This is a genomic window from Streptosporangium lutulentum (genome assembly GCF_030811455.1).
GTDB lineage: Bacteria > Actinomycetota > Actinomycetes > Streptosporangiales > Streptosporangiaceae > Streptosporangium > Streptosporangium lutulentum.
Map to the genome: position 1 here is coordinate 1507290 of NZ_JAUSQU010000001.1, position 13691 is coordinate 1520980.

Here is a 13691-nt window from a genome sequence, read left to right on the forward strand (position 1 = left end):
GGTCGGCACTGCTGGCGAAGCCACTGACCCCAGCGGCGCGGACGCATGAGCCGCCGGGCTATGGCGCGGGCAGCTCGCCCTGGATTTTTTGGGGCATCCGCCATCGCGGCCGCTGGAGCGGAGGATCTGTAAAACATCGTCGTGTGGTGCTGCGCCATCAAACCGATGGCAGCCACGGAGTCGTGGTTGCTCTACACGCCCGCCGGCTAATTTTCCCTTGATCGTTATACCTTTTCATGTTTGCCGTTCACTCCACCACCCGTGATCATTTGGCTTGATCGTTTCTCTTTCTTTGAGTAAATTTTACTGATAACTTCCTGCGAGTCGAATCCTTGTTCGCATGCCCCGCACTGCCGTGCGGGCCATAATCATGCACGCAGGAGTATTAGTGTCATTGAACGCAGGGGTAAGAAAGACTTCGCCCCCCTTACCTCATCACAGACGCAGCAAACGTCGATTCGTGAACGTCCTTGCGGCAGGACTGTCGGCGATGTTGATCGTCAGTTTGGCTGCAGTCCCATCATGGGCACAGCAGGAACCGACACCGACTCCGGCCCAAACGCAGCCCGCACCCGCACCCGCACCCGCACCAAAGGGTGGTACGCCGGTTGTGGACAAGGTGGTGGAAGCCGCCAAGGAGAAAGCCGCCAAGACCGGCAAGCGCGTGGAGATCCCCTCTCAGCAGACCGAGACCACGACGGTCTTCGCCAATCCCGACGGCAAAACCCTGCGGATGGAACAGCACGCGCAGCCCATCCGGGTCAAAAAGGCCAAGGGCAACGGTTTCACGCCGATCGACACCACCCTCATTGAGGAAAACGGGGTCATCAAGCCCAAAGCCGTCAGAGGCGAGCTGACCTTGTCGGTGGGCGATGACACCGCCTTGTTGAAGAGCAAGAGTGCACAGGGCACCGCGGAGATCGCCGCTTCCGGCAAGCTGCCCAAGCCGAAGCTCACCGGGAATGCCGCCACCTACCAGTCCGCCTACGGCGAAGACGTAGACCTGGTGGTCACCGCGACCGCGACCGGCTTCCGGCAGCAGATCATCATCCGTGAGCGGCCCACCGGCCCGCTGACCTTCCGCCTTCCGGTGGACCTGCCCGGGGGCATGTCCTACGGCACGAACGCTGCCGGGCAGCCTACGCTGCTGGCCGAGGACGGCAAGAAGAAGATCGCCGACATTCGGCCGGCGCCGCTGCTCGACGCTGTGGCCGCCGATGGCAACGGGCCGATCGACGCAGGCAAGGTCGGCAAGGCCGCCGTCAGGGTGGAGCAGGACAGTTCCACCCTGGTGCTCACCCCCGACATGACGTTCCTCGCCGATCCGGCGGTTTCCTACCCGGTGACCTTGATGGCCATCGACTCCGACTGGTGGGAACCCGCCCTGGGCAATGACACCTTCGTCAACAGCTTGGACTACCAGGACGGCTACTACAACAGCAGCCTGGACCGGATCCTGGTGGGTAAGTCCAACAGCGGGTCGGTGCGCTGGCGCAGCTACATCCGCTTCGACGAGATCCCCGCAGACTCCCCGCTACGGAACGGAACGGTCGACAATGCCGACCTGGTTCTGTGGAACCACTTGTCCAACGACTGCGGCGAGTTCGTCGGATCCGGTATCACCGCCCTGCGCATCACCCAGCGCTGGGATGTCTCCACCCTGACGTGGAACAACCAGCCGCTGGCCACCAGCGCGGGTGCGAACACCGAGTACGGCGCCTATCTCCCTGGCTGCACCCGCGGCTACATGAACTACGAGCATGACCTGATCCACTCCGTCAACGACATCGTCCAGGCCTGGGCCGACGGTCAGCCGAACTACGGCTTCCAACTCGCCGCCGGCAACGAATCCGACATCACCAACTGGCGCCGCTACCGGACCCAGGAATACACCTGCTGCAGCCCGGGCGCCCATGCTCCCAAGCTCACCGTCGACTTCACGCCCGCGCAAAAAGTCAAAGTTGTTTTCGGGTTTGATCAGCGGCGAACCACCCTGCCTACCTATGACGAGGCAATAGCAGCGGAGATTGATCCAGGAAAAAGCGAAGGTCCGGCCATCACCGTCGATGGCTCAATCGCCCTAGAAAATGGTAGAGGAACGGCCTACCAGGTTAACCCCGATAACATCCGGCCGCAGGAAGGCGAGACTTGGGATTCGGATCCTGAGGTCGAAAACGATCAACCGGCGACTGTGGTCGAGACAAGCCCGGCCAAGGACGCTACGCGGGTTTCCCGAGATGCTCAGGTAAAAGTTACTTTTAGCGAGAGCGTCGACGGGGCCCGCCTCCTTTTAAGGGACGCGGCTGGTACCTCGATCGACGGCACCACATCAATGGACGCCGACAACAAGGTCTTAACCTTCACTCCTAGCGGGCCTCTCACAGAAGGAACCACTTACACCGCTGAGGCGAGCGGAGCCTACACATTGTGGGATGTTGTAATGGCTCCCCATTCTTGGTCGTTTGGCACCCTTGACGCGAACGAGCGGGGCCACTGGTCCTTTGATGAAGGTTCGGGGAAAATCGCAGTTGACTCCTCTGGACACGACCACAACGCAACACTGAATGATTCATCAGCCTGGATTCCAGGAAAGATCGGCAGCGCAATCTCAAATGCGCCTCCCGTGCAAATGCAAAATGCGGCTCCCTCAGCTGATTCTCAGACACGGGAACGTGCTGCCGCCTCGCAGACGGCAATGGAACAAAGTAAGCAGATACAAGTCGCCGGGGAAACTACCGAGACGAGCGTCACCTACGCGCTGCCCGATGGGAAGTCGTTCAGGACAGAGATCGCTGCTGGCCCGGTGCGGACCAAGCAAAACGGTGCCTGGGTGCCAATCGACACCGCCCTAACCGAAAAAGGCGGGGTGATGCAGCCAAAGGCGATCAAGACTGGTGCCGCAGTGGAGGTCTCTAGCGGCGGCACAGGTCCATTCGTGAAGATGACTGCCGCCGACGGGCAGACCTACGCGTTGCGCTGGCCCACAGCGCTGTCGAAGCCGAACCTTAATAAGAATGTGGCCACCTTCGCCGACGCCGCAGGCCGCGGCGCAGACCTAGTGGTGACCGTGTTGCCGACCGGGTTCCGACATGATGTGGTGCTGCGCGAGCGGCCTGCCGCGCCACTGGAGTTGCGCATCGGTGTGGAGACCGGAGGTTTGGCACTATCAGAGGGTAAGGGCGGGCGCCTGCTGCTCACTGGTAGTAGGAGTAAGAAGCTGGTGGCGTCGGCGCCGCAGCCGGTGATGTGGGATGCCAGCACCAAGGGCCGCCTGCCCAAGGCCAGGCACGCGAAGATCGCCACCGACGTGGTGACCACGGACGGCCGCACCGAGCTGGTGCTCAAGCCCGACCACACGTTCCTCACCGACCCGGCCACCAAGTATCCGGTGCGGGTGGATCCGACCACCACGTTGCCGTTCAACCATGATGTGGAGGTCTGGGCCACCGACACCGCGAACCAGCCGGCCATTCCGAATGGCGATTATCTGATGGCCGGGCGGATGTTCGGCACCTTGTCCCGGGTGCACCTGCGCTTCGACACCGCCACCCTGGCGGGCGCCGCGGTGACCGACGCCAAGCTGTCGCTGCTCAACATCGACGCCCAAGGCTGCGGCGCCACGGTCGGGCCGGGCATCCAAGCCCGACGCCTGACCTCGGCGTGGGATGAGAACAACCTCTACTGGGCCAACAAGCCGACCTCCACCGCCGAGGACGCCCAAATCAACAGGGCAGCCCTCAACCCGAGCTGCGAGCCGACTCCGCTGGAGTGGCCGGTCACCGCCATCGCCCAGGACTGGTCCGCCGGCGCCGCCAACCACGGCCTGGTGCTACAGCACCCCAACGAGGCCAACACCGCCGACAACTACCGGGTCTTCCCCGCCTCCGAGGAGACCTTCGACTTCAACTCTCCGCCCAAGCTGACCATCACCACCTCCGGATCGGCTTCAGCTCCGGCGATCACTGGTTTGACGGTGACCCCGGCGCAGAACGTGGCGGGCATCACGACGGTCACCTCCCCCACCCCGCAACTCGCGGCGACTGTCTCCGACACCGCAGGGGGCAACCTGACCGGCCAGTTCGAAATCGAGCACGACCCCACCGCCACCGAGCAGGGCACTGGCCAGATCTGGACCGGAACCTCGACCGCGGTGGCCTCCGGTGCTCAGGCCACGGCCGTCGTCCCGGCAGGAAAGCTGACCGACGGCTGGAAGGTCCGTTGGCGCGCCAGTGCGGCCTCGGCTACTGCCACCTCGGCGTGGTCGGCCTGGCAGCAGGCCACCATCGACGTGCCCGACCCGACGGTCGGCCAGTTCCAGGTCACCCCTTCCACTCTGGTGGGCGGCAAGACCGTCACCACCAGCCTCACCCCGAAGCTGCTCACCACCGTCACCGACCCTGGCACTCATCCGGTCCGGGCTGAGTTCGAACTCGAGCACGACCCGGCCGCCACCGGACAGGGCACCGGCCAGATCTGGACCGGCGCCGTCGACAATGTCGACTCTGGCACCCAGGCCACCATCACCGTCCCCGGCGGCAAGCTGACCGATGGCTGGCTAGTGCGCTGGCGCGCTCGCGCGGTTGCTGGAGAATCGTCCTCGGCCTGGTCGGACTGGCAGCAGGTCGCAGTAGACGTCATTCACCCCGGTGAGGAACCGCTAGCACAGACCACCGGGCCAGTGATCCATACCGACCAGAGTTTCACCGTTGCCGCTTGGCTGCGATGGAACGATAAGGACGGCGACTACACGGTCATCGAACAGAAGGGTGTCCACCAGGCGCCGTTCCGGCTAGGAAATGACCCCGACCGCGGCTTACTCTTCACTTTCACCAGCGCCGACACCACTGATGCGACAACCGAGGGTGCGCTCTCCGATGTCGAACCGCCGGTCAATGAGTGGTTCCATCTCGCCGGCGTGTATAACGCCACGGCTAAAACTGCGACATTGTACCTTAATGGTGACCCAGTCAAGTCTGGACCGGTCAGCTTCACCGCCTGGAATGCTGATACTGCCATGACGCTGGGAACCAGCATGATCGGTGATCTCGACGAGGTGCGTGCCTATCAGCGAGTATTGGCCGCACCTGAGATTGCATCTTTGTCTGATATCGCAGCTTATAGCGCCTCAGGCGTAAAATTTCCTCTCCCTGCCAAGAAGGGCGTAGAAGCCTCGTCAATGGCGGACCCCGTAGTCCCTAAATTCGACTACGAACGCCACTCGATCGAAACTTGCAACGAAAAGCTCACGCCAAGCGGGTTGTATCACACTGCCGAGGGGTTTGCTGAAGTTCGCCCTTACAGTGGATGTTGGACGAAATGGCTCGGATGGGGAGAGTGGGAGATAGACCGAGTTAAAAGCGTCGCTGCTGGTAGGCCGATCCCTATGCCGGATAGCAACACAGCGACGGTGTTAGAAGCGACCGTTGTCATGCACACCTATCTTGGCAATACATATGAAACTGGTGTTATAGGTGGCGCCGACACAACTCAAAAGCCTCGAGATATCACTATCTTCACTCAAATAAGTGATATCCGTGACTATGTGGACGGCAACCTGACGGACGACAACGACAGCGATATATTGAGCTTAGAGATCGACAGGGAAGCCTCAGACGACTCCGAATGCGATCTGAAGGAAGGATCTACTACCCTTCCTCACAAAAAACCCATTAGCGCCTGGAAGACGAGCGGATATAATAAGTTTACTCTCCAGTCGACTGGTGGAGAGAACGACGGCACCGGTTCAATCGCAACATGTACGATAGAGCCTTGGATTCTATACGAGGACAAGTTTCTCGGTGTACTTGACACCGATATCCCACTCTGGAATAAGCCGGAAACCCGAATCTATAACGACCGGCAATCTCCACACGTGCGTTGCGACAGCAAGGTGATGGGCAACAAAGTAGGGAAGGACTACTACAAGCACAAGGGAGCGTGCATCTTCCCCGCAGCGGACCGGATCTTTACCATGAGTCGCAGCGACTTCAACATCAGCAACCCGATACCTTCTCATGAAGTTAACAACGGTCCCGTACAAAACATTGACAAGGCGCTTAAGGACTCAGCCAATACCAATCCACCACTAAACGGGACTCCTCAGCCGAAAAACATTCCAGGCAACTATGGGCCGGGCGATAAGCCGCTAGGAACGGCTTTAATTCGAACGACGAAAGAGAGCGAAGTAACTGCGAACCGTACGACCATAAAAGGTCCATGCGATCTTTATTACCCCAACCGAACTGCAAACAGCCAACAATGCGACGAGTATCCCTTCGGGTCCACGCAGAATGGGGCAGCGAAAGCCAACGGGCACTATGCGATCATGGCGGTGAATACCAAAAAGAATGGCTACCACGGTCGACAGCTGGCTGCATTCTATTCACGCTATCGCGTCGGTGGAGAAAATAAATTCTGGATACGAATTATTAATTAAGTAAATAAGTGGCGGCGTCGCCGGAACGGTCGTTCCGGCGACGCCGCCACGGCATGAGAGGAATAGACGAGTGAATTCGTCCACTGATATATGGGACCTTATGGATTCTTGTGGGATGGCGGAGTCCTTCATGGGGGCATGGTGTGAAGGACTTTCTGTAGGAGAAGTAGCGGAGCGCCTCCGTGTCGATCCCGGTTCCATGATTGAATGCTCTTGGGAGGATATAGAGAACGGCCTAGGGCCCGATGTCATGTTAGGAGGGGCAGTGTGGATCGGTTCTCAGGGCCCAGGATGGACTCAGATCGTCCAGCTTGGAGGACTTCATATAGCGTCAATCGGACCGCAGGCTTCTCTTAGCGCCGATGGAGGGCGTCTATTTTATTTAGGATGGCCTCTGCTTGAGACGGAAGGCCCCGAAGATCTCCAATATATTGTTAGCGGAAAGATTATTACCAAGTTGCCTCTTCTGAGTCCTGAGACAAGATCGGGATCTGATCCCAATGCGCTAGACGCCTACATGGAAGGATTAAATTTCGGCGCCAATTACAGATGGAAAGAGAGTATTACGTCAGCATTAAAATTAATCGGCCGAGTCACGGGGCGGGCGATCGACGAAGATTGGATTGGTGGAGTTCATGCCGGATATATAATCCCAGAAACATTCTGGCCGTAACGATCATTTTTCGGATGAGCTGGAAATAACTATTCACAACCCCTTTGCTATGACAGTGAACCTCTTCGTCCTCTGGCGGCGAGCTGCTGGTCACAGCCTGATCGCAAGGCCGTTATTCGCCTGACGACGCAGAGAAGCCCCTGGTAGACGGGTTGATCACCACAGTCACGCCCGTCACAACCAGGAGCTTCGGATGCTGTTCCATCGTGCTGCCGTCGATGTGTCGCGTTCAACGCCGAACTACGTCGCCGGCCTGATCCGCCGGCACCGCCAGGCGATCGAGTCGCCCTGGCGGCGGCTCAACCCCGGACGACAGGCCCTGCTGGTGCTGGTCCACCTGCGCAAAGGCGAGACGTTCACCGAACTCGGAGCCGGGTTCGGGGTATCGACGGCGACCGCGTGGCGGTACGTGCAGGAGACGGTGGCGTTGCTGTCGGCGCGCTCGCCTAAGCTCGGCCAGGCGTTGCGGAAGGCCACACGGGACGGGGTGCACTACCTGGTGCCGGCGGCACGCTGATCCGCACCGACCGGGTCAAGGCCGACCGGCCGTACCTCTCCGGCAAGCACCGCGTGCATGGAATGAACGTCCAGGTCATCGCCTCACCGGACGGGACGATCCTGTGGACCTCTGGAGCCCTGCCGGGCAAGGCGCATGATCTGAGTGCCGCCCGTATCTGGGGCATCCTGCGTGCGCTGGAGCGGGCCGGAATCATCACCCTGGCCGACAAGGCGTATCAGGGGGCTGAGGGTCCGGTCGCCACGCCGTACAAGGGCAAGAACAAGCCCGCGTCGCAGAAGCAGGCCAATCGCTCCCACGCCAGGCTCCGCGGTCCCGGTGAACGCGCCGATGCCCAGCTGAGGAGCTGGAAGATCCTCCGGAAGCTGCGCTGCGGTCCCGGCAAGGCCGGTCACTAGTGCAAGGCCATCGCGGTCCTTCAAAACCACCGCGTCGCAGAGACCGCTTGAGGGTGAAAAAGACATCCCAGCAGCGATCTATCTCCCGGTCGACCGGCAGGGGCACGATCTTTTTCCAGCCGGGTGATCAATCCGATTGAGCTTGTCATTTTCGACGGTGACGGTGTGCTGGTCGATAGGGAGCACATCGCCGTGCGGGTGCGTTCCGCGGTGCTGACCGATCTCGGCTGACCGCTGACCACTGACCGAGGCCGAGGTGACCGAACGGCGCCGGCGCACTGGCTGGAAGGCCCGGACACGATGACCTTCGACGACATGCGCGACCTACCCGCCCTGTTCGCCGAACCTCGCGGGGTCGCGGGAACAGCCGGATACGGCGAGGCCTCCGATCTCCTCGCGGACCAGCACGAGAGCGTCACCTTCGCTGAAGTTCACCGTGAAGTGCTGCACCCGTTCCCCGCGCGGCCCAGCCGGGTACTGGACCTCGGCGCGGGAACGGGACGCGACGCCGCCGCGCTGTCCCGGCTGGGACTCACGGTGGTCGCGGTAGGGCCCACCGCCGAACTCCGCGCCCATGGACAGCGGCTTCACCCGGCGACCGGCATCGAATGGATCGACGACCACCTGCCCGAACTGACCGCCCTGCGCCGACGTCCTGAGCGGTACGACCTGATCCTGCTCACCGCAGTCTGGATGCACCTGGACGCACGGGAGCGGTCGGAGGCGATGAAGCATCTCACCGGACTACTGGCGCCGGGCGGACGGATCGTACTGTCGCTGCGGCACGGACCGGTCCCCACGGGACGGCGCATGTTCGAGGTGTCGGCGGAGGAGAAGATCCACCTGGCCGCCACCACCGGACTCCACGCCCTCCATCACAGCGAACGCGAAGACCCCCTCGGCCGACAGGACGTCCACTGGACCTTCATGGCCCTGCAAGCGCGGTGATCCCACGCGCTCCGCACCCGTGATTCCGGTCACGGCCTCTTACGTCGGTGGCGTCAACGCGTCGTGCGCGGGCACCGGGGGCCGGGCGGCGGGCCGTACGGGACGCCAGGTGCTCACCAGGGCCAGTGCCAGCAGCAACTCGGCGAGGTCGCCGCCGTAGTACATGATCTCCGCGGCTCCGCGCAGTTGCGCCGTGGGCACCGGCACGTCGACGAGCAGCCCGGCGTACATCAGCTGCGACAACGTGGCATGCACGGCGACCGCCACCCCCAGCACGACCAGCCGCACCGGTACCGACGGGCGTCGCGGAGCCGGGTCCGGACCGGCGATCACCCAGGCGAACAGGCATCCGGCCAGCAGGAAGTGCACATGCACCAGGTGGTGCAGCGGCGCGCCGGCAGAGGCGATCCGATACAGCGGGGTGCAGTACAGCACCACCATGCCGCCCACGCTGAGCACGAGTGCGCTCCACGGATTGGCCGACAGGTGCACCAACCGGCTGCGCAGCAGAGCTCCGACGCGCCGCCCGTGCGCGGGAGGCAGCGAGCGCAGCAGCAACGTCACCGGGGCGCCCAGCACCAGGCCCAGCGGCGCCAGCATCCCGATCAGCAGGTGCTGCAGCATGTGCCCGCGAAAGTCCGTCTCGGCGAACGCGGCGACCGGACCGGTCACCGCGCCCACGACCAGGACGGTGCCGGCGGCGAAGCTCGCCGTCCGCCACCGGCTCCACCCCCTGGCCTCCCGGCCGCGGAGTGCGGCCAGGAGGCCGTACCCGCCCAGCACCACGGCCAGCACGGCGAGCGGCAGCAACGCCCGCGGGTCGCCGCCGCCGTGGTGATGCGTCTCGTGCGCCAGCGCGATCACGGCACCGGCTCGGCGGGGACGCGGCCGCTCTCGCGGCACAGGTCGATCGGGGGACCGCCGCGCTGCAGCAGCCACCCGCCGGCCATCAGTACGGCGCCCAGGAGCAGGAACCCCAGGTCCCACCAGATCTGGTACGGGCCGGTCCGCACGTGGTGGATGCCCAGGAGGTGATGGTCGATGACGCCCTCCACCAGGTTGAACACCCCCCACCCGACGAGGATCCAGCCCCACAGCATCCGTGATCTCCACACCCGGCCGCGGGAGTGGACGACGCGCGAGTACAGCAGTCCGAGGCCGATCAACACCGACAGCCAGGTGAACGCGTGGAAGAATCCGTCCCACAACGTGTTCATCCGCAGTCCGGGAACGGTGTCCACCGGGTAGTACCTCACGCCGATGTTGTCACTGTCGGTGCTGGACAACATGTGATGCCACTGCAGGATCTGGTGCAGCAGGATGCCGTCGACGAACCCGCCCAGCCCGATGCCCAGAACCGTCCCGGGCAGGGCGATCCGCCGCCTGGCCTCGGTCGTCGCGGCCGGTCCGGTCGCCATCGCGCCCTCCTCTTCTCACGCCCGGTCCGATGCGGTGGCACCGGGCATCCGTTCCGCCGATCACGAGCGCTCGGACGGGCGCGTGCGGACCCGGCCGGACTCCTGATCGCCGGCGGGGCGTCCCGGTCGCGCGACGTCCTCTCCGCCCGTCAGCCGAGATCAACTATCTGGGGTGATCCCGCCGTACGGCATGGGGAAACGCCGCCCTGCTCGGCTCTTGGCCCGGTGGTTACCGAAGGTCCGCAGAAAGCCTCGGCCTTCAGGACTCTGTTGACCGATTGCATTAGGGGGCCAGGCTGAGATCGGTGGCGAGTCGGGTCAGGTGTGAGACGCGGGTAGGTCCACGTGGGGTGTCGGTCCACCAGGCATCCAGACGGATCAGGTTGATTGCAGTCGTGGTGAAGACGTGTCCGAGTGCGGTCTTGGGTAGGCCGTGGTAGCGGGTCCGGCGGATCGCGGTGGCCCGGACAGCCTGGGAGATCGTTCCCTTGATGCCCGCGCGTATGGCGTAGCGGTCTTTCCATTCCGGGGTCTGCTGCTCACCCCGTCGCTCGTCCAGAATCCGTTGGAGTGGTTGCGGGAGCAGGGTCAGGGTGCGCCCGTAGGTGCCGCTGACCGAACGGGTGCACTGGTCTCGGACCGGGCACGGACCACAATTGGTGCCGGAGAAGCGGACCTGGGTGATCGGAGTGCCGTTGGATTTGTGCTGGTCAGACCAGGAGACGCTCATCGCTCCGTGGGGGGCAGGTCACGCGGTGGCCGTCCCAATCGACGGTGAAGTCCTCCCGGGCCACGCCGGCTTGGGCCCGGACCTGCCCGATGCCGCCCCTGATGAGGCGGTCAGGAAACTCACTCAGCACCGAGAAGTTGAACCCCGGATCGGTCAGTTCCAAGGCCGGGCCATACTTCCAGTCGATCCGGCCGCGCACCGCATCAGCGGCTTGGCGATCGCTCAGTCCCTCGGCGAACTGCAGCACCGACACCAACGCCAGCATCCCCGGAGACAGTCCGGGGCCACCTCGGACCGGGAACAGCTCGGCGAACTCCTCGTCATCGAAGAGCAGACCGAGTTCGTCACGGACCCGCATCGCCAGGCACCCCTTGGGAAAAGCTGCCCGCGCTACCCGGGCAGTCGATTCCGGCACCTCGCCAGCGGGACGGGGACGCAAAGACATGGCGGGACCTCCCCCACACACTGTCTGCGAGAGGGTTCCTCCGCTGCGCCACATCAAACAATGATCATCACTCGAATCGGCCAACAGAGTCCTTCAGACCGGGGATGAATGCGGTCCCCGTCAGGGGATGGCCCGCCGTCAGGCGGGACATCCCGAAGCGCGAAGCGCGGACCCAGAACGTCAGGCTGGACGGCGTTGCTGTTCGATGTAGGCCTTGATGACGGTCAGTGGAGCTCCGCCACAGGAGGCGGCGAAGTAGCTGGGGGACCAAAAGGGGCCGTGCATGATGGCACGGTTGACCCGGCCGGTGAACTCCTTGCGGAGGTAGTGCGAGGACACGCCCTTCAACGAGTTGACCAGTTTGCTGATGGCGACTTTAGGCGGGTAGTGGACCAGCAGGTGGACGTGATCGTCTTCGCCGTTGAACGCGCGTAGCTCGGCCTCGAAGCCGTCGCACACCTCGATCATGATTTCTTCGCAGCGGCGCAACATCTCGTCGTCGAAGACGTTCCCGCGATATTTGGTCACGAAGACCAGATGGGCATGCATCGCGGAAACCACATGTCTACCGCGCCGGTATTCGGCTTCCTGAGTCATAGACCAGACGCTAATGTGTTCGAGTCGATGAGATGTGAGCAATAGGTGGGGCAAGGGAGGTGTTTCGCATACTGACGGGGCGTAAGTACCGGCTGGAGATGGACTTCGGGCAGCAACTGTTCGCCGAGCGGGTGGCCGGGATCTGCCGGTCGGTGTGGAACACCGGCCTGGAACAGCGTCGCGCCTATCGGCGCAGGGGCGCTTTCATCGGCTACGCCGAGCAGTGCGGGCAACTCGCCGACGCCAAGGGCGAGTTCACCTGGCTGGCCGATGCTCCCGCCCAGGTCATCCAGCAGACGCTCAAGGACCTGGACGAGGCGTGCCGCAGGCACGGCACCTGGAAGGTCCGCTGGAAGAGCAAGGCGAAGTGGACGCCGTCGTTTCGGTTCCCGACCGCCAAGCACATCCCGGTCGAGAAGATCAACCGCAAGTGGGGGCGAGTGTTCCTACCCAAGTTCGGGTGGGTGAGGTTCCGCCGGTCGCGCCCGCTGGGCGGGAGTGTGAAGTCCGCGACCCTCTCGCGCGACGGTAAGCACTGGTTCGTCTCGTTCCTCATCGACGACGGCATCCCTCACATGGACAGGCATGCACGCCCTGAGCGGGTGGCGGGGGTGGACCGGGGGGTGGTGACGGCTGCCGTCACCTCCGATGGGGAGTTCTTCGACCGCCGCCATGCCAGCGAGTCCGGCGTGTCCTCACCGGTGCCCCCGAAGGAGGAAAAGACCGACCGTGAGGCCGATCTGGGCTACCTGTCGGCCGGTGAGGCGCAGCGGTGTCTGCGGCTGCGACGCCGGTTGGCCCGTACGAAGAAGGGCTCGGCTCGGCGCAAGGCGGTGGCCGGTGAGCTGGGGAAGATCATGCGGCGGGTTCGGTGGCGCCGGGCGGACTTCAACGCCCAGGCCGCGCACCGGCTCACCCGTGACTACGGGCACATCGTCTTGGAGGATCTGGGCGTGCGTGGCATGACCGCCTCGTCGTCCGGCACGATCGAGGAGCCGGGTTCGCGGGTCGCTCAAAAGTCTGGCCTCAATAAGGCGATCTTGGATAAGGGCTGGTACGGGCTGGAAGTCGCGTTGCGGTCCAAGGCGCGCTATACCGGCAGCGTCATCGGTAAGGTCTCTGCTGCCTACACCTCCCAGACGTGCTCGGCTCCGGCCTGCGAGACGGTGGACGCGAAGAGTCGTGAGAGCCAAGCCCTCTTTTGTTGCACCACCTGCGGGTATACCGGGCACGCTGATGTGAACGCCGCGAAATGCATCAAGGCCAAAGGACAGGCGGCCGGGCCGGTCGTCTCAGGGCGTGGAGACTCAGGGGTTGCCCGGGTCGGTGAAGCGTCAAGCACCCCGTTCCATAGCTCGCGGCGTGCCGCGAGCTGCCGCGTAAGCGGCACGGGAATCCCCGTCCTTCAGGGCGGGGGCAGGTCAACCAACGTCTACCGGTGCTCCGGGGCGTCGGTGCGGGGTTCGATGTCACAGAGCTGACCGATCGGTCAAAAGCTGTCCGATCGGTCAGGTAAATTGGGGGAGGGG

7 protein-coding genes and 2 pseudogenes are annotated in these 13691 nt (G+C 63.3%); 4 read left to right on the forward strand and 5 right to left on the reverse strand.

Annotation, left to right across the window (positions count from 1 at the left end; all coding sequences use genetic code 11):
* Positions 1-460: 460 nt before the first annotated feature.
* From J2853_RS06265 to J2853_RS06275, 3 genes and pseudogenes are all read left to right on the forward strand, one after another.
* Positions 461-6436 (forward strand): DNRLRE domain-containing protein, encoded by a 5976-nt coding sequence (locus J2853_RS06265; protein ID WP_307555892.1) that lies wholly within the window; start codon positions 461-463, stop codon positions 6434-6436.
* A gap of 866 nt (positions 6437-7302) precedes the next feature.
* Positions 7303-8024: pseudogene (locus J2853_RS06270) on the forward strand (transposase).
* A 300-nt stretch (positions 8025-8324) separates the two neighbouring features.
* Positions 8325-8972, forward strand: coding sequence for a class I SAM-dependent methyltransferase (locus tag J2853_RS06275; protein WP_307555895.1), 648 nt, complete (start codon positions 8325-8327; stop codon positions 8970-8972).
* 39 nt (positions 8973-9011) lie between these two features.
* Here the strand turns inward: J2853_RS06275 and J2853_RS06280 are convergent, their stop codons facing one another.
* The 5 genes and pseudogenes from J2853_RS06280 to tnpA all read right to left on the reverse strand — a co-directional run bounded on the left by J2853_RS06280 (position 9012) and on the right by tnpA (position 12162).
* Positions 9012-9836, reverse strand: a complete 825-nt coding sequence (locus tag J2853_RS06280) for a cytochrome c oxidase assembly protein (RefSeq protein ID WP_307555897.1) — start codon at positions 9834-9836, stop codon at positions 9012-9014.
* Complete coding sequence (locus J2853_RS06285) at positions 9833-10390, reverse strand: DUF2243 domain-containing protein (protein ID WP_307555898.1); 558 nt, start codon at positions 10388-10390, stop codon at positions 9833-9835. The genes J2853_RS06280 and J2853_RS06285 overlap by 4 nt, the downstream gene beginning before the upstream one ends.
* A gap of 283 nt (positions 10391-10673) precedes the next feature.
* A complete protein-coding gene (locus J2853_RS48110) occupies positions 10674-11120 on the reverse strand; it encodes a transposase (protein WP_417848523.1) in 447 nt (148 codons plus the stop codon).
* A gap of 91 nt (positions 11121-11211) precedes the next feature.
* Positions 11212-11565, reverse strand: a pseudogene (locus J2853_RS48115) (transposase); the annotation flags it as partial.
* A gap of 180 nt (positions 11566-11745) precedes the next feature.
* A complete protein-coding gene (tnpA, locus tag J2853_RS06295; RefSeq protein ID WP_307555900.1) occupies positions 11746-12162 on the reverse strand; it encodes an IS200/IS605 family transposase in 417 nt (138 codons plus the stop codon).
* Positions 12163-12221: 59 nt separating this feature from the next.
* Between tnpA and J2853_RS06300 the strand changes: the two genes are divergently transcribed.
* Entirely contained in the window at positions 12222-13643 is a 1422-nt protein-coding gene (locus J2853_RS06300; RefSeq protein WP_307555902.1) for an RNA-guided endonuclease InsQ/TnpB family protein, read from the forward strand.
* The last annotated feature ends 48 nt before the right edge of the window (positions 13644-13691 follow it).

Coding starts and splice junctions, on each gene's coding strand:
- J2853_RS48110 (WP_417848523.1), bottom strand. CDS start 11,120: ATGAGCGTCTCCTGGTCTGACCAGCACAAATCCAACGGCACTCCGATC.
- tnpA (WP_307555900.1), bottom strand. CDS start 12,162: ATGACTCAGGAAGCCGAATACCGGCGCGGTAGACATGTGGTTTCCGCG.
- J2853_RS06285 (WP_307555898.1), bottom strand. CDS start 10,390: ATGGCGACCGGACCGGCCGCGACGACCGAGGCCAGGCGGCGGATCGCC.
- J2853_RS06275 (WP_307555895.1), top strand. CDS start 8,325: ATGACCTTCGACGACATGCGCGACCTACCCGCCCTGTTCGCCGAACCT.